This is a genomic window from Pseudomonas chlororaphis subsp. aurantiaca (assembly GCF_013466605.1).
Classification (GTDB): domain Bacteria; phylum Pseudomonadota; class Gammaproteobacteria; order Pseudomonadales; family Pseudomonadaceae; genus Aquipseudomonas; species Aquipseudomonas chlororaphis_I.
On sequence record NZ_CP059162.1, the window covers coordinates 1,007,899 to 1,033,650 of the forward strand.

The following is a 25,752-nucleotide window of genomic DNA, read 5'->3' on the forward strand; positions in this document are numbered from 1 at the left end:
TATCAGGCATTGCGGTCGATGTAGGTGGTGGCGGTCTTGTCGATCGAGGCGATCAGCTCCGGCGAACCGCCGCGGAACTGGCGGAAGAGGTTGCGCCCGCTGGAACCGCCGTCGGTATCCACCGGCACATTCAGGGTTGGCTGGAAGCGGTCGCCCAGCTCGGCGTAGGCGGACCAGGGGCCGATGTACGACTCGTTCAAACCGTTGGTGTAGCTGAAGGCATAACGCACGGCATTACCGGGCAACCAGTTGAGTTCGCTGGGTGTCTGGCTCTGCCAGCCATTGGCCTGGATGCTCGGGGCAAGCGTCGGTGCTTCCAGGTAGCCCGCCGGCTTGTTGGGCTTGTAGTTCTTGAGCAGCAGGTAAGTGCTCCAGCCCCACCAGTTGTCGATGGTCTTGGTATCGTTCAGGTTGTTCACGTCGCTGCGTCGCAGCACCTTGTCGCCCTGCATCACGAACAGCGGTGAAAAGTTGCCGCTCTTGGCTGCGTTCAGGTCCGGCAGCAGCTTCAGCGCCGTGAAGTTGCCGGGCGTCGGGGCCGTTCCGCTGAGGTAGCTTTCGAAGATCTCGTCCGCCGAGCGCTGCACCGCCAGCTTGACCTGCTTGCGGTTGTTGCTGTCGATGGTGTCGAAATAACGCTTGTCGCCATAGGCATGCCAGCGGTCGCCCTGGGCATTGCTGACGTTGAGGCCGAACTTGCTGTCTTCGTCGTGCATGAAGCGGGTGATCAGCGAACCCAGGTCGCTCGGCGTCACCACCGCCGCCAGCTGCTTGCGCGGTACCCGCACATGGCCGGCGGAGAACAGGTCGGTGAGGAAGTGATCGGCGAAGGCGTTCATAGCATAGGCCAGTTCCAGTTGCTTCTCGTCGGCGTTCTTGTGCGCCAGCACCGCCTGCTGCAGGGCCGCGGTGTGCCCGGCGATATAGGCCAGCAGCGCCCATTCGCCGAAATGGTCGGCATTGTTGGCCGCCAGCTTCAGGTAGCGACCGAGGGGGAACAGCGCCGAGGCAAAACTGCCGCCGCCGGTGATCTTGCTCCACTCTTCGGACAACGTATCTCCCAGGGCGTCATACGCCTCGTGGGGTTGTCGGCCGTCCTTGAGCGCCTGGTTGGCGGCGGCGATTTCCTTCTGCATCACCGCGAGAATCTGTTTCGCCTCGTCCTTGGCTGCCGGCAACACGGCAAGCGAGTTGAACGCGGCGGTAAAGCGCTGCAAACGATCCGCCGGCGTCGCGCCTTCGCAGATCGGCTGGTCGGGGATGCCGTAAAAATCGCCACCCAGCGCCACCACTTGGCCGTAGGTCAGGGCCAGGCCGTTGGGCAGGTGCAATTCGACCTGCCAGGCCGGAACGCCGGGGGCGTCCTTGACGAAACGCAACAGGGTGGCGTCGCCGATGGCGGTGTGCTCGCCACCTTCGAAACGCAGCTGGGGCAGGGCCTTGAGGTTTTTGCCCGGTGCCGCTGGGAGGATCCCGGGCTTGTGGTACTTGATGGTGTGATGACCGTCGGCGATCAGCACCAGGTGGTCGCTGTCACCGGAAATGGCAATGCCGCGTTCGCTGAAAAGGCTGTCCAGATCGGCAACGATCTGGCTTTTGTGCTGCAGCTGTTCCCGCTGCTGAGTGTGTAGACCTGACATTTCTGGCTCCTTGATATGTCGTAGGTATTTCAAAAAATAACTGTATGCATGTACAGTTAAATTGCAAGCATAAAGCAAAAGCCTGACTCGTCAAGCAGGTATTTTTTGCCGCACATTTTGGCGATGGTTGACGAATTGCTGTTGACGATTGTTTTTTAAGTTGTACGATGACTTACAACTTCGGCCAAGGCTGATGTGTTTCTCATCACAATGTGCGTCCCAGGGTGTTCGAATAATGAATCCACAAGAACTGAAGTCCATCCTCTCCTCCGGCCTGCTGTCTTTCCCGGTGACCGATTTCAATGCCCAGGGCGATTTCCATCGCGCGGGCTACATCAAGCGCCTGGAATGGCTGGCCCCTTACGGCGCCTCGGCGCTGTTCGCCGCAGGTGGTACCGGTGAGTTTTTCTCCCTGGCGGCCAGCGAATATTCGGAAATCATCAAGACCGCGGTCGACACCTGCGCCACCAGCGTGCCGATCCTGGCCGGGGTCGGCGGTTCGACCCGCCAGGCCATCGAATACGCCCAGGAGGCCGAGCGCCTGGGGGCCAAGGGGCTGTTGCTGTTGCCGCACTATCTGACCGAAGCCAGCCAGGATGGGGTCGCCGCTCATGTGGAGGCGGTGTGCAAATCGGTGAAGATCGGCGTGGTGGTCTACAACCGCAACGTCTGCCGCCTGACCGCGCCGCTGCTAGAGCGCCTGGCCGATCGCTGCCCGAACCTGATCGGCTACAAGGACGGCCTGGGCGATATCGAGCTGATGGTGTCGATCCGCCGCCGTCTCGGTGATCGCTTCAGCTACCTGGGCGGCCTGCCGACTGCCGAAGTCTACGCCGCGGCCTACAAGGCCCTGGGCGTGCCGGTGTACTCCTCGGCGGTGTTCAACTTCATCCCGAAAACCGCGATGGATTTCTACCACGCCATTGCCCGGGAAGATCACGCCACGGTCGGCAAGATCATCGATGACTTCTTCCTGCCTTACCTGGATATCCGCAACCGCAAGGCCGGTTATGCCGTGAGCATCGTCAAGGCCGGAGCCCGCATCGTCGGCCATGACGCAGGCCCGGTGCGGGCGCCGCTGACCGACCTGTTGCCGGAAGAATATGAAGCGCTGGCGGCGTTGATCGACGCCCAGGGCGCGCAGTAACCCATCCCCGGGGCCGCTGAGCGATCAGCGGCCTTTTGCGTAAGGCTTTTGTGTAAGGAGAGCGCGCGTGGCAGAGGTAAAACGCTTCGATAACTACATCGGTGGCCAGTGGCTTGCCGGTGCCGACTACTCGACCAATATCAACCCGTCCGAGTTGTCCGACGTCATTGGCGAATACGCCAAGGCCGACCTGGCTCAGGTGCATGCCGCGATCGATGCGGCGCGCGATGCATTCCCGGCCTGGTCGACCTCCGGTATCCAGGCGCGCAGCGATGCCCTGGACGAGGTCGGCAGCGAGATCCTCGCCCGCCGCGAAGAGCTCGGCACCCTGCTGGCCCGGGAGGAGGGCAAGACCCTGCCCGAAGCCATCGGCGAGGTGACTCGCGCCGGCAACATCTTCAAGTTCTTTGCCGGCGAATGCCTGCGCCTGTCGGGGGATTACCTGCCGTCGATGCGTCCGGGCGTCAACGTCGAAGTGACCCGCGAAGCCCTGGGCGTGGTCGGCCTGATCACCCCGTGGAACTTCCCGATCGCCATCCCGGCGTGGAAGATCGCCCCGGCCCTGGCCTACGGTAACTGCGTGGTGCTCAAGCCCGCCGAGCTGGTGCCGGGCTGTGCCTGGGCCCTGGCGGAAATCATTTCCCGCGCCGGCTTCCCGGCCGGGGTGTTCAACCTGGTGATGGGCAGCGGCCGGCTGGTCGGCGATGCCCTGGTCAACAGCCCGAAAGTCGACGGCATCAGCTTCACCGGTTCCGTGGGCGTGGGCCGGCAGATCGCCGTCAACTGCGTCTCGCGCCAGGCCAAGGTGCAGTTGGAAATGGGCGGCAAGAACCCGCAGATCATTCTCGACGATGCCGACCTCAAGCAGGCGGTGGAGCTGGCGGTACAGAGTGCCTTCTATTCCACCGGGCAGCGTTGCACCGCTTCCAGCCGCCTGATCGTCACCGCGGGCATCCATGACCGGTTCGTCGAGGCGATGGCCGAGCGCATGCGCTCGATCAAGGTCGGCCATGCGCTGAAGGCCGGTACCGATATCGGCCCGGTGGTGTCCCGGGCGCAGCTCGAACAGGACCTGAAGTACATCGATATCGGCCAGTCCGAAGGGGCGCGGCTGGTCAGCGGTGGCGGCCTGGTGATCTGCGATACGGAGGGGTATTTCCTCGCGCCGACCCTGTTCGCCGACAGCCAGGCCTCGATGCGCATCAGCCGCGAGGAGATCTTCGGCCCGGTGGCCAACGTGGTGCGCGTTGCCGACTACGAGGCGGCGCTGGCCATGGCCAACGACACCGAATTCGGCCTGTCGGCGGGCATCGCCACCACGTCGCTGAAATACGCCAACCACTTCAAGCGCCACTCCCAGGCCGGGATGGTCATGGTCAACCTGCCGACGGCCGGCGTCGATTACCACGTACCTTTTGGTGGACGCAAAGGTTCATCCTATGGTTCCCGCGAGCAAGGTCGCTACGCGCAGGAGTTCTACACCGTGGTGAAGACTTCCTACATCGGATCGTAAGCCCCGCTGTACCCCCGCCAGCCTTTGCCTGAGGCCCGGCGGGGTCGATGAAACGAATGTTATACCCGCATAAAAATAACTAGTGGGAGTACATCCATATGCAAGCGACCAAGCCGACTCGCGTCCGCTACCTGATCCTGTTTATGCTGTTCCTGGTGACCACGATCAACTATGCCGACCGCGCCACCATCGCCATCGCGGGCTCCAGCCTGCAAAAAGACCTCGGCATCGACGCCGTCACCCTCGGTTATATCTTCTCCGCCTTCGGCTGGGCCTATGTGGCGGGGCAGATCCCCGGCGGCTGGCTGCTCGACCGCTTCGGCTCGAAAAAAATCTATGCCCTGAGCATCTTCACCTGGTCGCTGTTCACCGTGCTGCAGGGTTATGTCGGTGAGTTCGGCGTCTCTACCGCGGTGGTGGCGCTGTTCATGCTGCGGTTCCTGGTCGGGCTGGCCGAAGCGCCATCCTTCCCAGGCAACGCGCGGATTGTCGCGGCCTGGTTCCCCACTGCCGAGCGCGGTACGGCTTCGGCGATCTTCAACTCGGCGCAGTACTTCGCCACGGTGCTGTTCGCGCCGCTGATGGGCTGGATCGTCTATCACTTCGGCTGGCAGCACGTGTTCATCGTGATGGGCGCGATCGGCATCGTCTTCTCGCTGGTCTGGCTCAAGGTGATCTACAGCCCGCGCCAGCACCCGCTGATCAACGAGGCCGAGTTCAAGCACATCGCCGACAACGGCGGCATGGTCGACATGGACCAGGACAAGGTCCAGGGCAAACGCAGCGACGGCCCGAAATGGGACTACCTGCGCCAGTTGCTGACCAACCGCATGATGCTCGGCGTGTACCTGGGCCAGTACTGCATCAACGGCATCACTTACTTCTTCCTGACCTGGTTCCCGGTGTACCTGGTGCAGGAGCGTGGCATGACCATTCTCAAGGCCGGTTTCATCGCCTCCTTGCCGGCCATCTGCGGCTTTATCGGTGGGGTGCTCGGCGGGGTGATTTCCGACTACCTGCTGCGCAAGGGGCATTCCCTGACCTTCGCCCGCAAGGCGCCGATCATCGCCGGCCTGCTGGTCTCCAGCAGCATCGTGGCCTGCAACTATGTGGACATCGAATGGATGGTGGTGGGTTTCATGGCCCTGGCGTTCTTCGGCAAAGGCGTGGGCGCGCTCGGCTGGGCGGTGGTATCCGATACCTCGCCCAAGCAGATCGCCGGCTTGAGCGGCGGCCTGTTCAACACATTTGGCAACCTGGCGTCGATCACCACGCCGATCGTCATCGGCTACATCATCAGTTCCACCGGCTCATTCAAATGGGCGCTGGTGTTCGTCGGCTGCAACGCGCTGCTGGCGGTGTTCAGCTACCTGGTGATCGTCGGTCCGATCAAGCGCGTGGTGCTCAAGGAGCCACCGAGCAACGGCCCCGAGCTGACCCAGCTTTCCCAAGCGCATTCCTGAAGGGGCGGCGTCATGCAGTTGATTGAACATTCCGATTCGCCGCGCTACATCCGTCTGCACGAGCGGGATAACGTGGTGGTTGTGGTCAATGACCAGGGCGTACCGGCGGGCACTGCGTTCGCCGACGGCCTGGTGACCCTGGACGTCATCCCCCAGAGCCACAAGGTGGCGCTGGAGGACATCGCCGAAGGCGGCCCGGTGATTCGCTACGGCCAGATCATCGGCTATGCCTTGCAGCCGATCGCTCGCGGCAGATGGGTCAGGGAAGAACAGTTGCGCATGCCCAGCGCGCCGCCGCTGGACAGCCTGCCGCTGTCCACCGAAGTGCCGGCGGCCCAGGCGCCCCTGGAAGGTTTCACCTTCGAGGGCTATCGCAATGCCGACGGCACGGTCGGCACGCGCAACATTCTGGGGATCACCACCACCGTGCAATGCGTGACCGGGGTGCTCGATCATGCGGTCAAGCGCATCAAGGACGAACTGCTGCCCAGGTATCCCCACGTCGACGATGTGGTGGCGCTGACCCACAGCTATGGCTGCGGCGTGGCGATCACCGCCACCGATGCCTATATCCCGATCCGCACCGTGCGCAACCTGGCGCGCAACCCGAACCTGGGGGGCGAAGCCCTGGTGATCAGCCTGGGGTGCGAGAAGTTGCAGGCCGGGCAGGTGATGCACGAAGGCGACAGTTCGGTGGACCTCAGCGAGCCTTGGTTGTACCGCCTGCAGGACTCCAGCCACGGTTTTACCGAGATGATCGAGCAGATCATGGAGTTGGCCGAGGTGCGTTTGCGCAAGCTCGATCAGCGGCGCCGGGAAACCGTGCCGGCCTCGGAGCTGGTCCTCGGCATGCAGTGCGGCGGTAGCGATGCCTTCTCCGGGATCACCGCCAACCCCGCCCTGGGCTATGCCTCGGACCTGCTGTTGCGGGCTGGCGCGACGGTGATGTTTTCCGAAGTCACCGAGGTGCGCGATGCCATCTATCTGCTGACTTCCCGCGCCGAGTCCGAAGAGGTGGCCCGGGAGCTGGTACGCGAGATGGACTGGTACGACCGTTACCTGGCCAAGGGCGAGGCTGATCGCAGCGCCAATACCACCCCAGGCAACAAGAAGGGCGGGTTGTCGAACATCGTCGAGAAGTCCCTGGGCTCCATCGTCAAGTCCGGCAGCAGCGCGATCAATGGCGTGCTGGGGCCGGGCGAGCGTTTTACCCGCAAGGGCCTGATCTTCTGTGCGACGCCGGCCAGCGACTTTGTCTGCGGGACCTTGCAACTGGCGGCGGGGATGAACCTGCATGTGTTCACCACCGGGCGTGGTACGCCTTACGGGCTGGCGATGGCGCCGGTGGTCAAGGTCTCGACCCGTTCCGAACTGGCCCAGCGCTGGCCGGACCTGATCGACATCGACGCCGGGCGCATCGCCACCGGGCGGGCGAGTATCGAAGAGCTGGGCTGGGAGCTGTTCCACTTCTACCTGGACGTGGCCAGTGGCAAGCAGCAGACCTGGGCCGAGCGGCACAAGCTGCACAACGACATCACCTTGTTCAATCCGGCGCCGATCACCTGATCCGTCATGGCTGCCGCAGGTCTGCGGGATCTTCTGCGTGGGTGGATGCGCCAGCGCCCCTTCGGGTCGATCGCAGCACGGGCGTGGCGTTTGATAGTCGCGAACGCCTGCGGTCCGATGGATCTGCTTGCGGTTAGGGCAAATCCATCGGGCTTAAGGGCGCGGGCTGGCTTATCATTAGCTGCCTAACGACAGGTTCAAGGTTGACCCGGCATGCTGGCCATTTTTCTCGAAACGCTGAATATCACCGCGCCGGTATTCGCCATGTTGTTTCTCGGTGTGTTGCTCAAGCGCATCGGCTGGATCAACGACGGTTTTATCCACACGGCATCGGCCCTGGTGTTCAACGTCACCATGCCGGCGCTGCTGTTTCTCGGCATTCTGCATGCCGACCTGCATTCGGCGCTCCAGCCCGGGCTGCTGGTCTATTTCGCCGTGGCCACCCTGGCCAGCTTTGCCTTCGCCTGGGGCTGGGCGATCTGGCGCTGCCCGCGGGAAGACCGGGGCATCTACACCCAGGGCGCGTTCCGCGGCAACAACGGGGTCATCGGCCTGGCGCTTGCGGCCAGCATGTATGGCGACTACGGGATTTCCCTCGGGGCGATTCTCGCGGCGTTGGTGATCCTGTTCTACAACACCCTGTCGACCATCGTCCTGGCGGTGTACAGCCCGGTGATCAAGTCCGATCCGTGGAGCATCTGCAAAAGCGTGGTCAGCAACCCGTTGATCATCAGCGTCCTGGCGGCAACGCCTTTCGCGGTTTTCCAGATCGGCTTGCCGACCTGGCTGGAGACGTCCGGCCAGTACCTGGCGCAGATGACCCTGCCGCTGGCATTGATCTGCATTGGCGGCACCCTGTCTCTGGCGGCGCTGCGCGAGAGCGGCGACCTGGCCCTGAGTTCGAGCCTGGTGAAAATGGTCGGCTTGCCGGTCCTCGCCACCCTGGGGGCCTGGCTTTGCGGATTCCGCGGGGCGGAGCTGGGGATCCTGTTCCTGTATTTCGGCAGCCCGACCGCGGCGGCGAGCTTTGTCATGGCCCGGGCGGCCAATGGCAATCATGAACTGGCGGCAGCGATCATCGTCATCACCACGCTGATGGCGGCGGTGACCACCAATATCGGGATCTTCCTGCTGCAGTGGGGCGGGTGGATCTGACCGGGGCTCTGTAGGAGCGAGCGGGCGGCGATCCGACGTGCCCGCGATAGCGGTATGTCTGACACGCCGCTACCGCGGGCACGTCTCGTTCACAATGGATCATTCCGGCTTCTGGTAAGCGTCGATCACTTCCTGGGCGGCGCGGAACGCGTCGATCGCCGCCGGTACGCCGGCATACACCGCGCAATGCAGCAGCGCCTCGCGAATCTCTTCCACCGTGCAGCCGTTATTCAGGGCGCCGCGGACATGACCCTTGAGTTCCTGCGGGCACTTGAGCGCGGTCAGGGCGGCGAGGGTGATCAGGCTGCGGGTTTTCAGCGGCAGGCCTTCGCGGTTCCAGACACTGCCCCAGGCATGCTCGTTGACGAAGTCCTGCAGCGGCTGGCTGAACTCGGTGGCGTTGCCCAGGGCGCGATCGACGAAGGCATCGCCCATCACCTGGCGGCGCATTTCCACGCCCTGCTTTTTATTCTCGGTCATTGCGCTTCCCCTTTTTTATGTTGGCGGCGCCAGGCACGCAGCGAACTGAACAGCAGGAACGCCACCAGCACTGGCAGGACAAAAAACAGCATCAAGTCTTCCAGCTTGCCGGCCAGCGGCATGCCGGTGGTGAAGGACACCACGTGCAGCCCATAGGCCAGGTACAGCCCGAGAAACAGCAGGCCTTCGGCGCGGGTGACCCGATAACCCGAATAGAACACCGGCAGGCACAGCACGGCGACGCCGAGCATCACCGGCAAGTCGAAGTCCACGGCGTTGGGCGATACCGACAGGGGCGTCGGTGCCACCAGGGCGGTGAAGCCCAGGACCCCCAGCAGGTTGAACAGGTTGCTGCCGATGACGTTGCCCACGGCAATGTCGCGCTGGCCACGCAGTGCGGCAATCAGCGAGGTGGCCAGGGCCGGCAGGGACGTGCCGACGGCGACTATGGTCAGGCCGATGATGCGCTCGGACAGCCCCAGGTCGGTGGCGACTTCCACCGCCGCTTCGACCAGCAGATGGCCGGCGAACACCAGCAGGAGCAGGCCGCCGATCATCCACAGCAGGCTGCTCAGCCAGTGCGCGCGGGGCACGTCGGAGCCTTGCTGGGAAGGCGGGCGCGCCGAATGCCGCGACTGGCGCAGCAGCAACCCCAGGTAGAGGATCAGGGTGCCCAGCAGGATCAGGCCGTCGAGGGGGGTCAGTTCTTCGTTGTAGGCCAGGGTGAACACCAGCAGGCTGGCGAGGATCATCAACGGGATATCCAGCCGCACCAGCTGGCGCGATACCCGCAGCGGAATGATCAGGGCGGACAGGCCGAGGGTCACCAGGATGTTGAAGATGCCGCTGCCGATCACGCTGCCGACGGCGATGTCGGTATTTTCGGCCAGGGTGGCTTGCAGGCTGACGGCCATCTGCGGCGCGCTGCTGCCGAAGGCGACAATGCTCAGGCCGATGATCAGCGCTCGTACACGCAGGCGGGCGGCGAGGCGGACCGCGCCGCGTACCAGCAATTCGGCGCCGGCGACCAGCAGGACCAGGCCGCTGAACAATTGAAGGACGCTGAGCAGCGGTAAATCGGTTAATCCGAAAATGATCAGGGCTCCGTGGGTCAGTCGCTGATGGCTTGCACGCGCACCTTGGCGGTGCCGCTTCTGATCATACCCAACTGTTGCGCGGCGGCACGCGACAAATCGATCAGGCGGCCACGGGTATGCGGGCCACGGTCGTTGATCCGGACCACGACGCTCTTGTCGTTATTGAGGTTGGTGACTTTGACGCGGGTGCCGAATGGCAGCTCGCGGTGCGCGGCGGTCATGCCGTGCTGGTTGAAGGGTTCGCCGCTGGCGGTGCGTTTGCCGTGATGCTTGGCTCCGTAATAGGAGGCGACGCCGGTCTTGTCGTAACCCCGCGGGTCGATGACATGGCTGGCGCAGCCGGCCAGGAGAAAGAGCAGGGAACAGGCAGCCAGTAGCGACTTCATAAAAGGGAGCCCTAAATACCAATACAGGAGCGGACTTGCTCGCGATAGCGTTGTGTCTGAGACAACGTATCGCCAGCAAGTTCGCTCCTGCACAGGGCGGCGCACTATCGAATGCCCGCCATCCACGCCGCTATCAGCCTTCGAGCTTGCTTTTCAGCAGTTCGTTGACCTGTTGCGGGTTGGCCTTGCCTTTGGAGGCCTTCATCGCCTGGCCGACGAAGAAGCCGAACATCTTGCCGCGCTTGGCTTCATCGGCGGCGCGATACTGCTCGACCTGCTCGGCGTTGGCCGCCAGCATTTCGTCCAATACGGCGGAGATGGCGCCGGTGTCGGTGACCTGCTTGAGGCCGCGCTTGTCGATGATCTCGTCGGCCTGACCTTCGCCATTGGCCATGGCTTCGAACACGGTCTTGGCGATCTTGCCGGAGATGGTGTTATCCTTGATGCGCAGCAGCATGCCGCCCAACTGTTCGGCCGAGACTGGCGCCTCGTCGATTTCCAGGCCCTGCTTGTTCAACAGGCTGCCCAGCTCGACCATGACCCAGTTGGCCGCCAGCTTGGCGTCACCGGCGATCTTCACTACTTTCTCGAAGTAGTCCGCTTGCTCGCGGCTCGAGGCCAGTACGCTGGCGTCGTAGACCGACAGGCCGAACTGCTCCTGGAAACGCTCGCGTTTCTGCGGTGGCAGTTCCGGCAGGGTGGCGCGTACCTGGTCGAGGAACGAGTCCTCGATGACCACCGGCAGCAGGTCCGGGTCGGGGAAGTAACGGTAGTCGTTGGCTTCTTCCTTGCTGCGCATCGGACGGGTTTCGTCCTTGTTCGGGTCGTACAGGCGGGTCTGCTGGATGACCTTGCCGCCGTCCTCGATCAGCTCGATCTGGCGCTGGACTTCCGAGTTGATGGCTTTCTCGATGAAGCGGAACGAGTTGACGTTCTTGATCTCGCAACGAGTGCCGAACTCGGCCTGGCCTTTCGGGCGTACCGACACGTTGCAGTCGCAACGCAGGGAGCCTTCGGCCATGTTGCCGTCGCAGATCCCCAGGTAACGCACCAGGGCGTGGATCGACTTGACGTAGGCCACGGCTTCCTTGGCGCTGCGCATGTCCGGCTCGGAAACGATTTCCAGCAGCGGGGTGCCGGCGCGGTTCAGGTCGATGCCGCTGGCGCCGTTGAACTCTTCGTGCAGGCTCTTGCCGGCGTCTTCTTCCAGGTGCGCGCGGGTGATGCCGACGCGTTTGACCGTGCCGTCTTCCAGCGGGATGTCCAGGTGGCCCTTGCCGACGATCGGCAGTTCCATCTGGCTGATCTGGTAGCCCTTGGGCAGGTCCGGGTAGAAGTAGTTCTTGCGGGCGAACACGTTGTGCTGGCCGATCTCGGCGTCGATGGCCAGGCCGAACATGACCGCCATGCGCACCGCTTCCTGGTTCAGCACCGGCAGTACGCCGGGCATGCCCAGGTCCACCAGGCTGGCCTGGGTATTGGGCTCGGCGCCGAAGGCGGTGGAGCTACCGGAGAAAATCTTCGATTTGGTGGTGAGCTGGGTGTGAATCTCCAGCCCGATCACGACTTCCCATTGCATGTGTTTCTCCTCAGAAGCCGGTTGGTGTGCGGGTGTGCCAGTCAGTGTTCAACTGATACTGGTGGGCAACGTTCAACAGACGGCCTTCCTGGAAATACGGGGCGAGCAACTGCACGCCGACCGGCAAGCCGTCGACGAAGCCGGCGGGCATGGACAAGCCCGGCAGGCCCGCGAGGTTGGCGGTGATGGTGTAAACGTCTTCCAGATACGCAGCGACCGGGTCGCTGCTCTTGTCGCCGATTTTCCAGGCCAGGTTCGGCGTGGTCGGGCCAAGGATGATGTCGACTTCATTAAAGGCAGCCATGAAGTCGTTCTTGATCAGGCGACGGATCTTCTGTGCCTTCAGGTAGTAGGCGTCGTAGTAGCCGGCCGACAGGGCGTAGGCACCGACCATGATCCGGCGTTGCACTTCGCGGCCGAAACCTTCGCCACGGGAACGCTTGTACAGGTCGGTGAGGTTCTTCGGATCTTCGCAGCGATAGCCGAACCGCACGCCGTCGAAGCGCGACAGGTTGGAGGAGGCCTCCGCCGGAGCGATCACGTAGTACGCCGGGATCGCGTGCTGCATGTTCGGCAGGCTGATTTCCTTGATCACGGCGCCGAGCTTTTCCAGCTCCTTGACGCTGTTGTGGATCAGCTCGGCGATGCGCGGGTCGAGACCGGCGCTGAAGTATTCCTTGGGTACGCCGATGCGCAGGCCCTGCAGCGAGTCGTTGAGGCTGGCGCTGTAGTCCGGTACCGGTTCGTCGATGCTGGTGGAGTCCTGCGGGTCGAAGCCGGCCATGCCTTGCAGCAGGATCGCGCAGTCCTCGGCGGTGCGCGTCAGCGGGCCGCCCTGGTCGAGGCTGGAGGCGTAGGCGATCATGCCCCAGCGCGAAACGCGACCGTAGGTCGGCTTCAGGCCGGTGAGGTTGGTCAGCGCCGCCGGCTGGCGGATCGAGCCGCCGGTGTCGGTGCCGGTGGCGGCAGGCAGCAGGCGCGCGGCCACTGCGGCGGCCGAACCGCCGGACGAGCCGCCTGGAACGCGTTCCAGGTTCCATGGGTTTTTCGCCGCGCCGTAATAGCTGGTCTCGTTGCCCGAGCCCATGGCGAATTCGTCCATGTTGGTCTTGCCCAGAGTCACGGTCCCGGCGGCGGCCAGCTTGGCGACCACGGTGGCGTCGTAGGGCGCCTTGAAGTTGTCGAGCATCTTCGAGCCGCAGCTGGTGCGGATGCCCTGGGTGCAGAACAGGTCCTTGTGGGCGATCGGCGCGCCGAGCAGGGCGCCGCTCTCACCGTTCGCGCGACGGGCGTCAGCGGCCTTGGCCTGCTGCAGCGCGAGATCTTCGGTGAGGCTGATGAAGCTGTTGAGCTGCGGGTCGAGCTGGGTGATACGCGCCAGCAGGGTCTTGGTCAGCTCTTCGGAGGAAAACTTCTTGTCGGCGAGTCCGCGGGCGATCTCGGCCAGGGTCATGTGATGCATTGCAGGCTCTTTCCCTTTAGTCGATGACTTTCGGAACCAGGTACAGGCCGTTTTCGACCGCTGGTGCGATGGACTGATAGGCCTCGCGATGATTGGACTCGGTCACAACGTCTGCGCGCAGGCGCTGGCTGGCTTCCAGCGGGTGGGCCAGGGGCTCGATACCGTCGGTATCGACTGCCTGCATTGCATCCACCAGCCCGAGAATGCTGTTCAGGTCGGAGGTGATGTGTGGAAGATCGGCTTCATTGAGGCCAAGGCTGGCCAGATGAGCGATTTTTTCCACGTCGGAGCGTTCAAGCGCCATGGGATTCTCCAGTGGAAAACAGAACGGATCTCGTCCGTGTGTTAGATTGTCGGAACACTACCGCATTTCTACGGTCATAAGGCCGCGATTGTGGGGGTTGGTGCACAGAAAAGCGGTCAATTTAACATATTGGCGCCTTGCCCAAAATCCCTGTCGTTGTTAGAGTTTGCCGCACTTTTTTACCCACGCGTTGCCTAGGGTCCCTTTCCCATGTTCAAGAAACTGCGTGGCATGTTTTCCAGCGATCTTTCCATTGACCTGGGCACTGCCAACACCCTTATTTACGTGCGCGAGCGCGGTATTGTCCTGAATGAACCATCGGTTGTGGCCATTCGGACCCACGGTAATCAGAAAAGTGTCGTGGCTGTCGGTACCGAAGCCAAACGCATGCTCGGTCGTACTCCGGGCAACATTGCTGCCATTCGTCCGATGAAGGATGGCGTGATCGCCGACTTCAGTGTCTGCGAAAAGATGCTGCAATACTTTATCAACAAGGTTCACGAAAACAGTTTCCTGCAGCCCAGCCCTCGTGTGCTGATCTGCGTTCCATGCAAGTCCACCCAGGTTGAACGTCGTGCCATCCGTGAATCGGCCCTCGGTGCCGGTGCCCGTGAAGTGTTCCTGATCGAAGAGCCGATGGCGGCCGCGATCGGTGCCGGCCTGCCGGTCGAAGAAGCCCGCGGTTCGATGGTCGTGGATATCGGTGGTGGTACCACCGAGATCGCCCTGATCTCCCTGAACGGTGTGGTGTACGCCGAATCCGTACGTGTCGGCGGCGACCGTTTCGACGAAGCGATCATCACCTACGTGCGTCGCAACTACGGCAGCCTGATCGGCGAATCCACCGCCGAGCGCATCAAGCAGGAAATCGGTACTGCCTACCCGGGCGGCGAAGTCCGTGAGGTCGACGTTCGTGGCCGTAACCTGGCCGAAGGCGTGCCACGTGCATTCACCCTGAACTCCAATGAAGTGCTGGAGGCTCTGCAAGAGTCCCTGGCAACCATCGTTCAGGCTGTGAAAAGCGCGCTGGAGCAATCGCCTCCGGAACTGGCTTCGGACATCGCCGAGCGTGGCCTGGTGCTGACCGGTGGTGGCGCCCTGCTGCGTGACCTGGACAAGTTGCTGGCCCAGGAAACCGGTCTGCCGGTGATCGTCGCCGAAGACCCGCTGACCTGCGTAGCCCGCGGCGGTGGCCGTGCATTGGAAATGATGGACAAACACACCATGGACCTGCTCTCCAGCGAATAATCGCGCCGGGTGCATCCATGTGTTCCGCTCGCAGGCAGCACTTTGCAGTGCTGCCTGTTGGCGTTTATCTTCTGTCATTCTGCTCCAGGCCGGTTTGAAGCCGTATGAATAAAGAGAACATTTGCCTGGGAGGAGCGGCTTATTAAACCGCTTTTCGCCAAAGGCCCCTCACTGGGCGTGCGCCTGTTGGTGCTGGTCGTGCTATCGGTCGCGCTGATGGTGGTCGATGCCCGCTTCACACTGCTCAAGCCAGTGCGTAGCCAAATGTCGCTGGTGCTGATGCAGTCCTACTGGATCACCGACCTGCCGCAACGGCTATGGCAGGGTGTGGCCAGTCAGTTTGGCAGCCGCACCGAACTGGTCGCCGAAAACGAAAAACTCAAGACCGAAAACCTGTTGCTCCAGGGGCGCATGCAAAAGCTCGCGGCCCTGACCGAGCAGAACGTTCGCCTGCGCGAGTTGCTCAACTCTTCCGCGCTGGTCAACGAGAAGGTCGAAGTGGCCGAGCTGATCGGCATGGACCCCAACCCCTTCACCCATCGCATCATCATCAACAAGGGTGAGCGCGACGGCGTGGTGCTCGGGCAACCGGTGCTCGATGCCCGTGGCCTGATGGGGCAGGTGGTCGAGCTGATGCCTTACACCTCCCGCGTGCTGCTGCTCACCGACACCACCCACAGCATTCCTGTCCAGGTGAACCGCAACGGTCTGCGGGCGATTGCCAGCGGTACCGGCAACCCGGAGCGTCTGGAACTGCGTCACGTGGCCGACACCGCGGACATCAAGGAAGGCGACCTGCTGGTCAGCTCCGGCCTGGGTCAGCGTTTCCCGGCGGGTTACCCGGTGGCGACGGTCAAGGAAGTGATCCATGACTCCGGCCAGCCATTTGCCATAGTGCGCGCCGTGCCGACGGCCGCCTTGAACCGCAGCCGTTACCTGCTGCTGGTGTTCAGCGATAACCGCACCGCCGAGGAGCGTGCCAACGACGCCGCCCAGGCTCAGGAAGCGCAGGATCAGCAAGGTGGCGCCGTCGCTCCGGTGGTTCCGGCGACCGTGCCCAAGCCTGTCGTGCCCGCGACGCCTGCGACCGCGACTGCTCCAGCTGCTCCGGCCGCAGCCCCCGCGACACCATCTGCCACGACCCCGGTCAAGCCCGTGGCCCATCCGGCTCCAGTCAAGCCAGCCGTCACCAGGCCCGCCGCGCCCAAGCCGCCTGCAGCGGCCCCGGCCTCCACGGGAGGAAGAGAATAATGTCCCGAAACGGCTGGATGGTCTGGCTGACCTTCGCCATCGGCATGCTGCTCAGCGTGTCCCCCTTGCCGCAATTCATGGAAATCCTGCGCCCGCTCTGGCTGGCCTTGCTGCTGGCGTTCTGGGCCCTGGCCCTGCCGCATAAGGTCGGTATGGTCACGGCCTGGTGCCTGGGGCTGGCCGAGGATGTGCTGTACGGCACATTGCTGGGGCAGAACGCGCTGATCCTGACCCTGATCACCTTCCTGGTGCTGTCATTGCAACAACGCTTGCGCATGTTCCCGATGTGGCAGCAAAGCCTGGTGATCCTGGTGATCTTCGGCCTGGCACAACTGGTCCAGCTGTGGCTCAGCACCTTGACCGGCAACCGTCAACCGACCCTCGCGCTGGTTCTGCCGGCATTGGTCAGTGCCTTGCTCTGGCCTTGGGTCAGCTTCGGTTTGCGCGGGTTGCGCCGACGTTTCAAAATCAATTGATTCGGTCAGGCATTTGCCCGTACCTCGACAGGGAGATGTCTTGATGAAATCGCTTTACCTCGCCTCAGGCTCGCCGCGTCGACGCGAACTGCTCACGCAGATCGGCGTGCCTTTTACCGCCATCAGCGCGGATATCGACGAAACCCCTCTCCCCGATGAAAGCCCTGTGGCCTATGTCGAGCGCCTGGCGCGCGACAAGGCGGCGGCCGGGTATGCACTGCTCGCCAATGGCCAGGTTGCGGCCTGTGTCCTGGGCGCCGACACCGCGGTGGTCCTGGATGGACGGATCCTGGGCAAGCCGATGGACCAGGCCGATGCGCAGTCGATGCTCATGGCGCTGTCGGATCGCGAACATGAAGTGCTGACCGCCATTGCCGTGCTTGATGGCCAGCGCTGCGAGTCGCGGGTGGTGCGCAGCCTGGTGCGCTTCCGGGCGATCGGCGATGACGAGGCCGCCCGCTACTGGGCCAGCGGCGAGCCCCGCGACAAGGCTGGCGGTTATGGCATCCAGGGGCTTGCGGCGGTATTCGTGGCAGGGCTCAATGGCAGTTATTCCGCTGTCGTCGGCTTGCCGGTATGCGAAACCGCAGAACTACTGGGCCATTTCGGCATACCCTGTTGGCAAAACCTTGCAGTGCGCTAAGCGCCGTACCTGACCGATGCGGCCATCCATAGTGAATATGCCTGAACGAGACCCTGCCATGAGCGAAGAGATTCTGATCAACATCACGCCGATGGAGTCGCGCGTGGCGGTGGTCGAAAACGGTGTGCTGCAAGAAGTCCATGTCGAGCGTACCCAGCGTCGCGGAATTGTCGGCAATATCTATAAAGGCAAGGTGGTTCGGGTTCTGCCCGGCATGCAGGCGGCGTTCGTCGATATCGGCCTGGATCGCGCGGCGTTCATTCATGCATCGGAAATCTCCCTGCGCGAAGGGCCGGCGGTGGAAAGCATCGGCGCCCTGGTCCATGAAGGGCAGAGCCTGGTGGTGCAGGTAACCAAGGATCCGATCGGCTCCAAGGGCGCGCGCCTGACTACCCAGCTGTCGATCCCTTCGCGTTACCTGGTGTACATGCCGCGCACCGCCCATGTCGGCATCTCGCTGAAGATCGAGGATGAAGCCGAACGCGAGCGCCTGAAACAGGTGGTCAGCGATTGCGTGGCCCAGGAAGGCATCAAGGAAGCCGGTGGTTTTATCCTGCGTACCGCCGCCGAGGGCGCGGGCGCCGACGAAATCATGATGGACATCCGTTACCTGCGCCGCCTGTGGGACCAGATCGGCGCGCAGATCAAGACCATCGGCGCGCCCAGCGTCATTTACGAAGACCTGGGCCTGGCCCTGCGTACGCTGCGCGACCTGGTCAGCCCGAAGATCGAGAAGATCCGCATCGACTCCCGGGAAACCTTCCAGAAAACCACACAGTTCGTCGCCGAACTGATGCCGGAGATCGCCGATCGCCTGGAACACTATCCGGGCGAGCGGCCGATCTTCGACCTGTATGGCGTCGAAGACGAAATCCAGAAAGCCCTGGAGCGCAAGGTGCCGCTCAAGTCCGGCGGTTACCTGGTGGTCGACCCGGCGGAAGCCATGAGCACCATCGACGTCAACACCGGGGCTTTCGTCGGTCACCGCAACCTCGAAGAAACCATCTTCAAGACCAATCTCGAAGCGGCGACTGCCATTGCCCGCCAGCTGCGCCTGCGCAACCTGGGCGGGATCATCATCATCGACTTCATCGACATGGAAGATGAGGAACACCAGCGCCAGGTGCTGCGCACCCTGGAAAAACAGCTGGAGCGCGATCATGCCAAGACCAACATCATCGGCATCACCGAGCTGGGCCTGGTGCAGATGACCCGCAAGCGTACCCGCGAGAGCCTGGAGCAGGTGCTGTGCGAACCCTGCAGCAGCTGCCAGGGCCGCGGCAAGCTGAAAACCCCGGAAACCATCTGCTACGAAATCTTCCGGGAAATCCTGCGGGAGGCGCGGGCCTATCAGGCCGAAGGTTATCGGGTCCTGGCGAACCAGAAAGTGGTCGACCGGCTGCTCGACGAAGAGTCGGGCAACGTCGCGGAACTGGAGGCCTTTATCGGCCGGACCATCCGTTTTCAGGTCGAAACCATGTATTCCCAGGAACAATACGACGTGGTGCTGCTCTGAGTCCGCGTACCTTACATTTACCGGATACAGCTGGCCTTGGTTCGGGCATCACTCTTGCCACGGGGGCCAACTGACATGGAGCGTCTGATGCGCTTTCTCGCTGCTCTGACCCGCTGGGGGCTGGGGCTTTGTGCGTTACTGCTGGTGCTGACGGCCTTGTACGTCAGCCTGGGTCGGGAACTGACCCCGCTGGTGGCTGAATATCGGGCCGAGGTCCAGGCCAAGGCTCAGGAAACCTTGGGCATGCCGGTGCAGATCGGCCGGCTGGAGGGCAGCTGGAGCGGGTTCTCGCCGATCCTGTTGGCCCGCGACGTGATAGTCGGCGAGGGTGCCAACGCCTTGCGCCTGGATCAGGTGCGGGTGGCGCCCGATCTGCCCGGCAGCGCCCTGGCGCGCCAGCTGCGGATCAAGCATCTTGAGTTCAGTGGCCTCAACCTGAGCCTGAAGGAAGGTCCGGATGGGCGCTGGGCGCTCGAAGGCCTGCCGGTGCAGGATAACCAGCCAATCGATCCCGAGCAGTTGCTCAACCGCATGCAGATGGTCAGTGAACTGTCGGTGCTCGACAGCCAGGTGACCCTGCAACCGCTCGACCATCCTGCGATCGCCTTGACCTATGTAGGCCTCAATCTGCGTGCCGGCCCCAGCCGTCAACGCCTGGATGCGCGCCTGACCCTGCCGGACGGCCAGCCTCTGGCGGTCAGCTTGCGCACGCGAATCCGCGCCAGTGCCTGGCGCGAAGGGCAGGCCGACGCTTATCTGAGCCTGCCACAAAGCGACTGGGCGAAATGGCTGCCGCCGCGCGTGACCCAGCAGTGGAAGTTCTCCGAGCTCAAGGCCGGTGGCGAGTTCTGGTTCAGCTGGGGCGATGGTTCACTGCAGAGCCTGGTCGCGCACCTGAATGCGCCGCAGGTCAGCGGGGCCTATGACGAGCGCAAACCGATCACCGTGAAGAACCTGGCGCTCAATGCCTATTTCCAGCGTAACGACCAAGGGATCAGCGTCGCCTTCGACTCGCTGGCCATGAACATCGGCGAGACGCGCTGGGAGTCCCGCCTGCAGCTGCAACAGACCGGTACCGTCAACAGTGCCGAAGAGCTCTGGCACTTGCAGGCCGACCGCCTCGACCTGACGCCGCTCACGCCGGTCCTGGATGCCTGGGCGCCGTTGCCGGAAAAAGTCGCGACCATCATCGACAACCTCAAGGTCACGGGCGCGCTGCGCAACATCCTGTTCGATTTCCGCCCGCAGGTCAGCGGCGATCAGCGCCTGAGTTTTGCCGCCAATCTGGAACAGGTGGGGTTCAACGCCTATCACGGCGCGCCGGCGGCCCGTAACGTCAGCGGCAGCATCAGCGGCGACCTGGGGCAGGGCGAGTTGCGCATGGACAGCAAGGACTTTGTCTTGCACCTGGACCCGATCTTCGCCAAGCCCTGGCAGTACCTCCAGGCCAACGCCCGGCTGGCCTGGAAGCTCGACCAGCAGGGCTTCACCCTGATCGCGCCGTACCTCAAGGTCCTGGGCGAGGAGGGCAAGATCGCCGGCGACTTCCTGATCCGCCTGCATTTCGACCACACCCAGGAAGACTATATGGACCTGCGGGTCGGCCTGGTCGATGGCGACGGTCGTTATACCGCCAAGTATCTGCCCGAAGTGCTCAGCCCGGCCCTGGACGAATGGCTGCGCACGGCGATCCTCAAGGGTGCGGTGGATGAAGGTTTCTTCCAGTATCAGGGGTCGCTGAACCATGGCGCGGCCGACACCGCGCGCAGCATCAGCCTGTTCTTCAAGGTGCACGATGCCGAGCTGGCCTTCCAGCCGGGCTGGCCGCATATCGGCAAGGTCAGCGGCGATGTGTTCATCGAGGACAGCGGTGTGCGCATCCTGGCCAGCAAGGGCCAACTGCTCGACACCCAGGTGAGCGACGTCTACGTCAATATTCCCCATGCGCCCGCGGGGCAAAGCCCCCATATGTTTATCGACGGCGAGTTCGCCGGCGGCCTGGGCGATGGCTTGAAGATTCTTCAGGAAGCGCCGATCGGCACGGGCCCGACCTTTGCCGGCTGGCAGGGCGAGGGCGACCTGCAGGGCAAGCTGAAACTGGATATCCCGCTGGTCAAGGGCGAAGAGCCGAAGGTGTTGGTGGACTTCAAGACCAACAAGGCACGGCTCAAGTTGAGCGAGCCGGAGCTGGAGTTGAGCCAGCTCAAGGGCGATTTCCGCTTCGACAGCAGCAAGGGCTTGAGCGGCCAGGGCATCAGCGCCCAGGCCTTCGAGCGCCCGGTGACCGCGCAGATCTTTGCCGACGGCCGTCCCGGCAAGCTCGATACCCGGGTCGTCGCCAAGGGCCAGGTGTCGGTCAATAAACTCACGCAATGGCTGAAATACAACCAGCCGCTGCCGGTTTCCGGTGACATCCCCTACCAGTTGCAGCTCGACCTCGATGGCGCGGACAGCCAACTGATAGTCAGCTCCAGCCTCAAGGGGGTTGCCGTTGACTTGCCCGCGCCTTTCGGCATGGCGGCCAGCCAGGGGCGCAACAGCGTTTTCCGCATGACCTTGCAGGGCGCCGAGCGGCGTTACTGGTTCGATTACGGCGATCTGGCCAACTTTACCTTCGCCGCGCCGAGCGGCAATTTTGCCGATGGCCGTGGCGAGTTGTTCCTCGGCGAAGGCGATGCCGTATTGCCGGGGGGCAAGGGCCTGCGGGTGCGCGGTGTGCTGTCGGAACTGGATGTGGAGCCGTGGAAGGCGCTGCTCGATCGGTATGCCGGGCAGGACGCGGGCGGTGGCGCCAAGCAGCTGCTCAGTGGCGCCGACTTCAGGGTCGGCAAGCTCAGCGGTTTTGGCACGACCCTGGATCAGGCTCGTGTGCAGTTGACGCGCAAGCCGTCCTCCTGGGCCCTGCAGCTCGACAGCCAGCAGGCCAAGGGCAACGTGGCGATTCCCGATGCCAAGGCCGCACCGATGGCGGTCAATCTGCGGTACGTGCGCCTGCCGGCCGCCGATCCGACGGTGCAGGCCGACGAGAACGCACCGGACCCGCTGGCCTCGGTCGACCCGAAGAAAGTCCCGGCGCTGGATCTCTCGATCAATCAGCTGTACCAGGGCAACGACCTGATCGGCGCCTGGTCGCTGAAAGTGCGTCCGACCGCCAAGGGCATGGCCTTCAACAGCCTCGACCTGGGCCTCAAGGGCATGGTCCTGCAGGGCTCCGGTGGCTGGGAAGGCGAACCCGGCGCGGCCACCAGCTGGTACAAGGGCCGCCTGGGCGGCAAGAACCTGGCGGACGTGCTCAAGGGCTGGGGCTTTGCGCCGACCGTGACCAGCGAAGAGTTCCATATGGATGTGGACGGGCGCTGGCCCGGGTCGCCGGCCTGGGTCGGGCTCAAGCGCTTCTCGGGCAGCCTGGATGCGACCCTGCGCAAAGGTCAGTTCGTGGAAGTCGAAGGCGGGGCGCAGGCCCTGCGGGTCTTCGGCCTGCTGAACTTCAACTCCATCGGCCGGCGCCTGCGCCTGGACTTCTCCGACCTGTTCGGCAAGGGCCTGAGCTACGACCGGGTCAAGGGTTTGCTGGTGGCCAGCAATGGCGTCTATGTGACCCGCGAGCCCATCACCCTGACCGGGCCGTCGAGCAACCTGGAACTCAATGGCACCCTGGACCTGGTGGCCGACCAGGTGGATTCGAAGCTGCTGGTGACGCTGCCGGTGACCAATAACCTGCCGATCGCCGCGCTGATTGTCGGTGCGCCGGCGGTCGGCGGGGCGCTGTTCCTGATCGACAAGCTGATCGGTGACCGGGTGTCGCGCTTCGCCAGCGTCCAGTACAGCGTCAAGGGGCCCTGGAAGGACCCGAAAATCACCTTTGACAAGCCTTTTTGAAAAACCGCGGCCCGGGCCTATGGAGTAGCATGGCCACATATCCAACCTGGAGTACGCCATGTCTCTTGCGGTGATTCAAATGGTCAGCCAGAGCGACGTGCTGGCCAATTTGCAGCAGGCGCGCAGCCTGCTGGAACAGGCTGCTGCCGGCGGTGCGCGGCTGGCCGTGCTGCCGGAGAACTTCGCCGCCATGGGGCGCCGCGACGCGGCGGCCATCGGTCGTGCCGAGGCCCGGGGCGACGGTCCGATCCTGCCCTGGTTGAAACAGACCGCCCGAGACCTCAAGTTATGGATAGTGGCCGGCACCTTGCCGCTGCCTCCGGTGGACCAGCCGGAGGCCAAGGCCCGTGCCTGCTCGCTGCTGATCGACGAATATGGCGAGCAAGTGGCGCGTTACGACAAGCTGCATCTGTTCGACGTGGACGTGGCCGACAATCGCGGCCGTTACCGGGAGTCGGATGACTATGCTCATGGAGAGCAGGTGGTGGTGGCGGATACGCCGGTGGGCCGGATTGGCCTGACCGTGTGCTACGACCTGCGTTTCCCTGAGTTGTACAGCGAATTGCGAACTGCCGGGGCGGAACTGATCAGTGCTCCTTCGGCGTTCACTGCCGTGACCGGCGCGGCACATTGGGATGTATTGGTCCGTGCCCGGGCCATTGAAACCCAGTGTTACCTGCTGGCGGCGGCGCAGGGCGGCATTCATCCGGGACCCCGGGAGACCTTTGGCCATGCGGCCATCGTCGACCCCTGGGGCCGGGTGCTGGCGCAACAGGATCAAGGCGAGGCCGTACTGCTGGCCGAGCGCGACAGCAGCGAACAGGCGTCCATCCGGGCGCGCATGCCGGTGGCCAGTCACCGGCGCTTTTTCTCGCAAGGCGCGCAGCGACTTGCTTAAGAACGACGAATTTAAGGCGTAAAGCATATGAGCGGGTTGTTATCTTCAGTCAGTGAACACCTTCTGGCGCCCGGCGGCGTGACCCTGGAAAGCCTGCAGGGCGTGCTCGGCGATCTGGCCGGCCCGGGCATCGATGCCGCCGACCTGTATTTCCAGGGGCAGATTTCCGAGTCCTGGTCGCTGGAAGACGGCATCGTCAAGGAAGGCAGCTTCAATCTGGACCAGGGCGTTGGCGTGAGGGCGCAGTCGGGTGAGAAAACCGGTTTTGCCTACAGCAATGCCATCACCCTCGAAGCGCTTGGCCTGGCTGCCCGGGCCGCGCGCTCGATTTCCCGTGCCGGGCAGAACGGCACCGTGCAGGCCTTTACCACCCAGGACGTGGCCCAGCTGTATGCGCCGGACAACCCCCTGGAAGTCATCAGCCGTGCGGAAAAGGTCGAGCTGCTCAAGCGTGTCGACGCCGCGACCCGTGCTCTGGACCCACGCATCCAGCAGGTCAGCGTCAGCATGGCCGGGGTCTGGGAACGCATTCTCGTGGCCTCCACCGATGGTGGCCTGGCGGCGGATGTGCGGCCTTTGGTGCGCTTCAACGTCAGCGTGATCGTCGAGCAGAACGGCCGCCGCGAGCGTGGCGGTCATGGCGGTGGCGGGCGTACCGATTACCGTTATTTCCTCAGTGAGGACCGCGCCATGGGTTACGCCCGTGAGGCGTTGCGTCAGGCCCTGGTCAACCTGGAAGCGATTCCCGCGCCTGCCGGCACCCTACCGGTGGTACTGGGTTCCGGCTGGTCCGGCGTGCTGTTGCACGAAGCGGTGGGTCACGGCCTGGAAGGCGATTTCAACCGCAAGGGCAGCTCGGCCTACAGCGGCCGCATGGGCGAGATGGTGGCCTCGAAACTCTGCACCATCGTCGACGATGGCACCCTGGCCGGGCGGCGTGGTTCGTTGAGCATCGACGACGAAGGCACCCCGACCGAATGCACCACCCTGATCGAGAACGGCGTGCTCAAGGGCTACATGCAGGACAAGCTCAACGCCCGCCTGATGGGCGTGGCCCGCACCGGCAACGGCCGTCGCGAATCCTATGCACACCTGCCGATGCCGCGCATGACCAACACCTACATGCTGGGCGGCGAAAGCGATCCGGCGGAAATCATCGCCTCGGTGAAAAAAGGCATCTATTGCGCCAACCTGGGCGGCGGTCAGGTGGACATCACCAGTGGCAAGTTCGTGTTCTCCACCAGTGAGGCGTATCTGATCGAAGACGGCAAGATCACTGCCCCGGTCAAGGGCGCGACCCTGATCGGCAACGGGCCGGAGGCCATGAGCCGGGTGTCGATGGTCGGTAACGACCTGGCGCTGGACAGTGGCGTGGGGACGTGTGGCAAGGATGGGCAGTCGGTGCCGGTGGGTGTCGGCCAGCCAACCTTGAAGATCGATGCGATCACCGTGGGTGGCACGGGCGCTTGAGGCGTGAGGCGGCGGGTGAGTTGCAGGGCAACCCACCCGGATCGAGGCTCAGCGCAGGCCGCGTTGAGTCTCGTCCAGCTCGCGGATGTATTTGAAGATTTTACGGCTGGAGGCAGGCGGCTTGTTATGGGCCACCTCGTGCTGGGCCTGACGGATCAGGGAGCGCAGTTGCTGACGATCCGCTTGCGGATAGTCGGTGACGAACTTCTCCAGGACCGCGTCATCGCCGGCGATCAAGCGATCGCGCCAGCGCTCCAGGCCATGGAAACGTTCGTTGTACTGGCGAGTCGAGGCGTCGAGCTGGTCCAGCAGCACCAGGATCGCGCTGGTGTCCTGATCGCGCATCAGCTTGCCGATGAATTGCAGGTGGCGTTTACGCGCGATATGGGCGACATGCTTGGGCGCATCCGCCAGGGCCCGGCGCAGGGCGTCGGTCAACGGCAGTTTGTTCAGCAAGTCGGGCTTGAGTGTTGTAAGGCGCTCGCCGAGGTCAACCAGAGCATGCAGCTCGCGTTTGACCTGGGATTTGCTTTTCTCCCCATCGAGGGAGTCGTCGTAAGAATCAACCATGGTGGCAGT

21 protein-coding genes are annotated in these 25,752 nt (G+C 63.4%); 13 read left to right on the forward strand and 8 right to left on the reverse strand.

Features of this window, described 5'->3' with window-relative positions; all coding sequences use genetic code 11:
• Nucleotides 1-2: 2 nt before the first annotated feature.
• Entirely contained in the window at nt 3-1,640 is a 1,638-nt protein-coding gene (locus H0I86_RS04435; protein WP_180924177.1) for a phospholipase, read from the reverse strand.
• Nucleotides 1,641-1,875: 235 nt separating this feature from the next.
• Here H0I86_RS04435 and kdgD point away from each other — a divergent pair, with 235 nt between their 5' ends.
• The 5 genes from kdgD (at nt 1,876) to H0I86_RS04460 (ending at nt 8,484) form a co-directional block, all read left to right on the forward strand.
• A complete protein-coding gene (gene kdgD, locus H0I86_RS04440; RefSeq protein ID WP_180924178.1) occupies nt 1,876-2,787 on the forward strand; it encodes a 5-dehydro-4-deoxyglucarate dehydratase in 912 nt (303 codons plus the stop codon).
• 67 nt (nt 2,788-2,854) lie between these two features.
• Entirely contained in the window at nt 2,855-4,300 is a 1,446-nt protein-coding gene (locus H0I86_RS04445; protein WP_180924179.1) for an aldehyde dehydrogenase family protein, read from the forward strand.
• A gap of 98 nt (nt 4,301-4,398) precedes the next feature.
• The gene (locus H0I86_RS04450) at nt 4,399-5,763 is read left to right on the forward strand and encodes an MFS transporter (RefSeq protein ID WP_009046981.1); all 1,365 of its coding nucleotides are present in this window, start codon (nt 4,399-4,401) and stop codon (nt 5,761-5,763) included.
• A 12-nt stretch (nt 5,764-5,775) separates the two neighbouring features.
• A complete protein-coding gene (gene garD, locus H0I86_RS04455; RefSeq protein WP_180924180.1) occupies nt 5,776-7,329 on the forward strand; it encodes a galactarate dehydratase in 1,554 nt (517 codons plus the stop codon).
• Nucleotides 7,330-7,542: 213 nt separating this feature from the next.
• Nucleotides 7,543-8,484 carry an AEC family transporter gene (locus H0I86_RS04460; RefSeq protein ID WP_180924181.1) on the forward strand — a complete coding sequence of 314 codons (942 nt, stop codon included), beginning with the start codon at nt 7,543-7,545 and terminating at the stop codon, nt 8,482-8,484.
• Nucleotides 8,485-8,583: 99 nt separating this feature from the next.
• Here H0I86_RS04460 and H0I86_RS04465 read toward each other — a convergent pair whose 3' ends face one another.
• From H0I86_RS04465 to gatC, 6 genes are all read right to left on the reverse strand, one after another.
• Nucleotides 8,584-8,964 carry a carboxymuconolactone decarboxylase family protein gene (locus H0I86_RS04465; protein ID WP_180924182.1) on the reverse strand — a complete coding sequence of 127 codons (381 nt, stop codon included), beginning with the start codon at nt 8,962-8,964 and terminating at the stop codon, nt 8,584-8,586.
• Complete coding sequence (locus H0I86_RS04470; RefSeq protein WP_180924183.1) at nt 8,961-10,016, reverse strand: calcium/sodium antiporter; 1,056 nt, start codon at nt 10,014-10,016, stop codon at nt 8,961-8,963. The genes H0I86_RS04465 and H0I86_RS04470 overlap by 4 nt, the downstream gene beginning before the upstream one ends.
• A gap of 59 nt (nt 10,017-10,075) precedes the next feature.
• Nucleotides 10,076-10,447: a septal ring lytic transglycosylase RlpA family protein gene (locus H0I86_RS04475; RefSeq protein ID WP_009046986.1), complete on the reverse strand. Its 372-nt coding sequence runs from the start codon at nt 10,445-10,447 to the stop codon at nt 10,076-10,078.
• Nucleotides 10,448-10,580: 133 nt separating this feature from the next.
• Nucleotides 10,581-12,026, reverse strand: a complete 1,446-nt coding sequence (gatB, locus tag H0I86_RS04480) for an Asp-tRNA(Asn)/Glu-tRNA(Gln) amidotransferase subunit GatB (RefSeq protein WP_180924184.1) — start codon at nt 12,024-12,026, stop codon at nt 10,581-10,583.
• Between the two features lie 10 nt (nt 12,027-12,036).
• Nucleotides 12,037-13,488, reverse strand: coding sequence for an Asp-tRNA(Asn)/Glu-tRNA(Gln) amidotransferase subunit GatA (gene gatA, locus H0I86_RS04485; protein WP_180924185.1), 1,452 nt, complete (start codon nt 13,486-13,488; stop codon nt 12,037-12,039).
• A 16-nt stretch (nt 13,489-13,504) separates the two neighbouring features.
• Nucleotides 13,505-13,792 (reverse strand): Asp-tRNA(Asn)/Glu-tRNA(Gln) amidotransferase subunit GatC, encoded by a 288-nt coding sequence (gene gatC, locus H0I86_RS04490; RefSeq protein ID WP_009042181.1) that lies wholly within the window; start codon nt 13,790-13,792, stop codon nt 13,505-13,507.
• A 210-nt stretch (nt 13,793-14,002) separates the two neighbouring features.
• Between gatC and mreB the strand changes: the two genes are divergently transcribed.
• The 8 genes from mreB (at nt 14,003) to tldD (ending at nt 25,173) form a co-directional block, all read left to right on the forward strand.
• On the forward strand, nt 14,003-15,040 hold the full coding sequence (gene mreB / locus H0I86_RS04495; RefSeq protein WP_002555108.1) for a rod shape-determining protein MreB: 1,038 nt from the start codon (nt 14,003-14,005) through the stop codon (nt 15,038-15,040).
• A 177-nt stretch (nt 15,041-15,217) separates the two neighbouring features.
• On the forward strand, nt 15,218-16,291 hold the full coding sequence (mreC, locus tag H0I86_RS04500) for a rod shape-determining protein MreC (protein WP_373369401.1): 1,074 nt from the start codon (nt 15,218-15,220) through the stop codon (nt 16,289-16,291).
• On the forward strand, nt 16,291-16,767 hold the full coding sequence (gene mreD, locus H0I86_RS04505) for a rod shape-determining protein MreD (protein ID WP_180924186.1): 477 nt from the start codon (nt 16,291-16,293) through the stop codon (nt 16,765-16,767). The genes mreC and mreD overlap by 1 nt, the downstream gene beginning before the upstream one ends.
• A gap of 43 nt (nt 16,768-16,810) precedes the next feature.
• Complete coding sequence (locus tag H0I86_RS04510; protein WP_180924187.1) at nt 16,811-17,410, forward strand: Maf family protein; 600 nt, start codon at nt 16,811-16,813, stop codon at nt 17,408-17,410.
• A 58-nt stretch (nt 17,411-17,468) separates the two neighbouring features.
• On the forward strand, nt 17,469-18,926 hold the full coding sequence (rng, locus tag H0I86_RS04515; RefSeq protein WP_007929907.1) for a ribonuclease G: 1,458 nt from the start codon (nt 17,469-17,471) through the stop codon (nt 18,924-18,926).
• Nucleotides 18,927-19,001: 75 nt separating this feature from the next.
• Entirely contained in the window at nt 19,002-22,805 is a 3,804-nt protein-coding gene (locus H0I86_RS04520) for a YhdP family protein (RefSeq protein WP_180924188.1), read from the forward strand.
• A gap of 58 nt (nt 22,806-22,863) precedes the next feature.
• Nucleotides 22,864-23,703: a carbon-nitrogen hydrolase family protein gene (locus H0I86_RS04525; protein ID WP_180924189.1), complete on the forward strand. Its 840-nt coding sequence runs from the start codon at nt 22,864-22,866 to the stop codon at nt 23,701-23,703.
• Between the two features lie 27 nt (nt 23,704-23,730).
• Nucleotides 23,731-25,173 (forward strand): metalloprotease TldD, encoded by a 1,443-nt coding sequence (gene tldD, locus H0I86_RS04530; protein WP_007929903.1) that lies wholly within the window; start codon nt 23,731-23,733, stop codon nt 25,171-25,173.
• A gap of 48 nt (nt 25,174-25,221) precedes the next feature.
• Here the strand turns inward: tldD and yjgA are convergent, their stop codons facing one another.
• Nucleotides 25,222-25,743 carry a ribosome biogenesis factor YjgA gene (gene yjgA, locus H0I86_RS04535; protein WP_007929901.1) on the reverse strand — a complete coding sequence of 174 codons (522 nt, stop codon included), beginning with the start codon at nt 25,741-25,743 and terminating at the stop codon, nt 25,222-25,224.
• Nucleotides 25,744-25,752 lie beyond the last annotated feature (9 nt).

Coding starts and splice junctions, on each gene's coding strand:
- H0I86_RS04435 (WP_180924177.1), bottom strand. CDS start 1,640: ATGTCAGGTCTACACACTCAGCAGCGGGAACAGCTGCAGCACAAAAGC.
- kdgD (WP_180924178.1), top strand. CDS start 1,876: ATGAATCCACAAGAACTGAAGTCCATCCTCTCCTCCGGCCTGCTGTCT.
- H0I86_RS04450 (WP_009046981.1), top strand. CDS start 4,399: ATGCAAGCGACCAAGCCGACTCGCGTCCGCTACCTGATCCTGTTTATG.
- garD (WP_180924180.1), top strand. CDS start 5,776: ATGCAGTTGATTGAACATTCCGATTCGCCGCGCTACATCCGTCTGCAC.
- H0I86_RS04460 (WP_180924181.1), top strand. CDS start 7,543: ATGCTGGCCATTTTTCTCGAAACGCTGAATATCACCGCGCCGGTATTC.
- H0I86_RS04465 (WP_180924182.1), bottom strand. CDS start 8,964: ATGACCGAGAATAAAAAGCAGGGCGTGGAAATGCGCCGCCAGGTGATG.
- H0I86_RS04475 (WP_009046986.1), bottom strand. CDS start 10,447: ATGAAGTCGCTACTGGCTGCCTGTTCCCTGCTCTTTCTCCTGGCCGGC.
- gatB (WP_180924184.1), bottom strand. CDS start 12,026: ATGCAATGGGAAGTCGTGATCGGGCTGGAGATTCACACCCAGCTCACC.
- gatA (WP_180924185.1), bottom strand. CDS start 13,488: ATGCATCACATGACCCTGGCCGAGATCGCCCGCGGACTCGCCGACAAG.
- gatC (WP_009042181.1), bottom strand. CDS start 13,792: ATGGCGCTTGAACGCTCCGACGTGGAAAAAATCGCTCATCTGGCCAGC.
- mreB (WP_002555108.1), top strand. CDS start 14,003: ATGTTCAAGAAACTGCGTGGCATGTTTTCCAGCGATCTTTCCATTGAC.
- mreD (WP_180924186.1), top strand. CDS start 16,291: ATGTCCCGAAACGGCTGGATGGTCTGGCTGACCTTCGCCATCGGCATG.
- H0I86_RS04510 (WP_180924187.1), top strand. CDS start 16,811: ATGAAATCGCTTTACCTCGCCTCAGGCTCGCCGCGTCGACGCGAACTG.
- rng (WP_007929907.1), top strand. CDS start 17,469: ATGAGCGAAGAGATTCTGATCAACATCACGCCGATGGAGTCGCGCGTG.
- H0I86_RS04520 (WP_180924188.1), top strand. CDS start 19,002: ATGGAGCGTCTGATGCGCTTTCTCGCTGCTCTGACCCGCTGGGGGCTG.
- H0I86_RS04525 (WP_180924189.1), top strand. CDS start 22,864: ATGTCTCTTGCGGTGATTCAAATGGTCAGCCAGAGCGACGTGCTGGCC.
- tldD (WP_007929903.1), top strand. CDS start 23,731: ATGAGCGGGTTGTTATCTTCAGTCAGTGAACACCTTCTGGCGCCCGGC.
- yjgA (WP_007929901.1), bottom strand. CDS start 25,743: ATGGTTGATTCTTACGACGACTCCCTCGATGGGGAGAAAAGCAAATCC.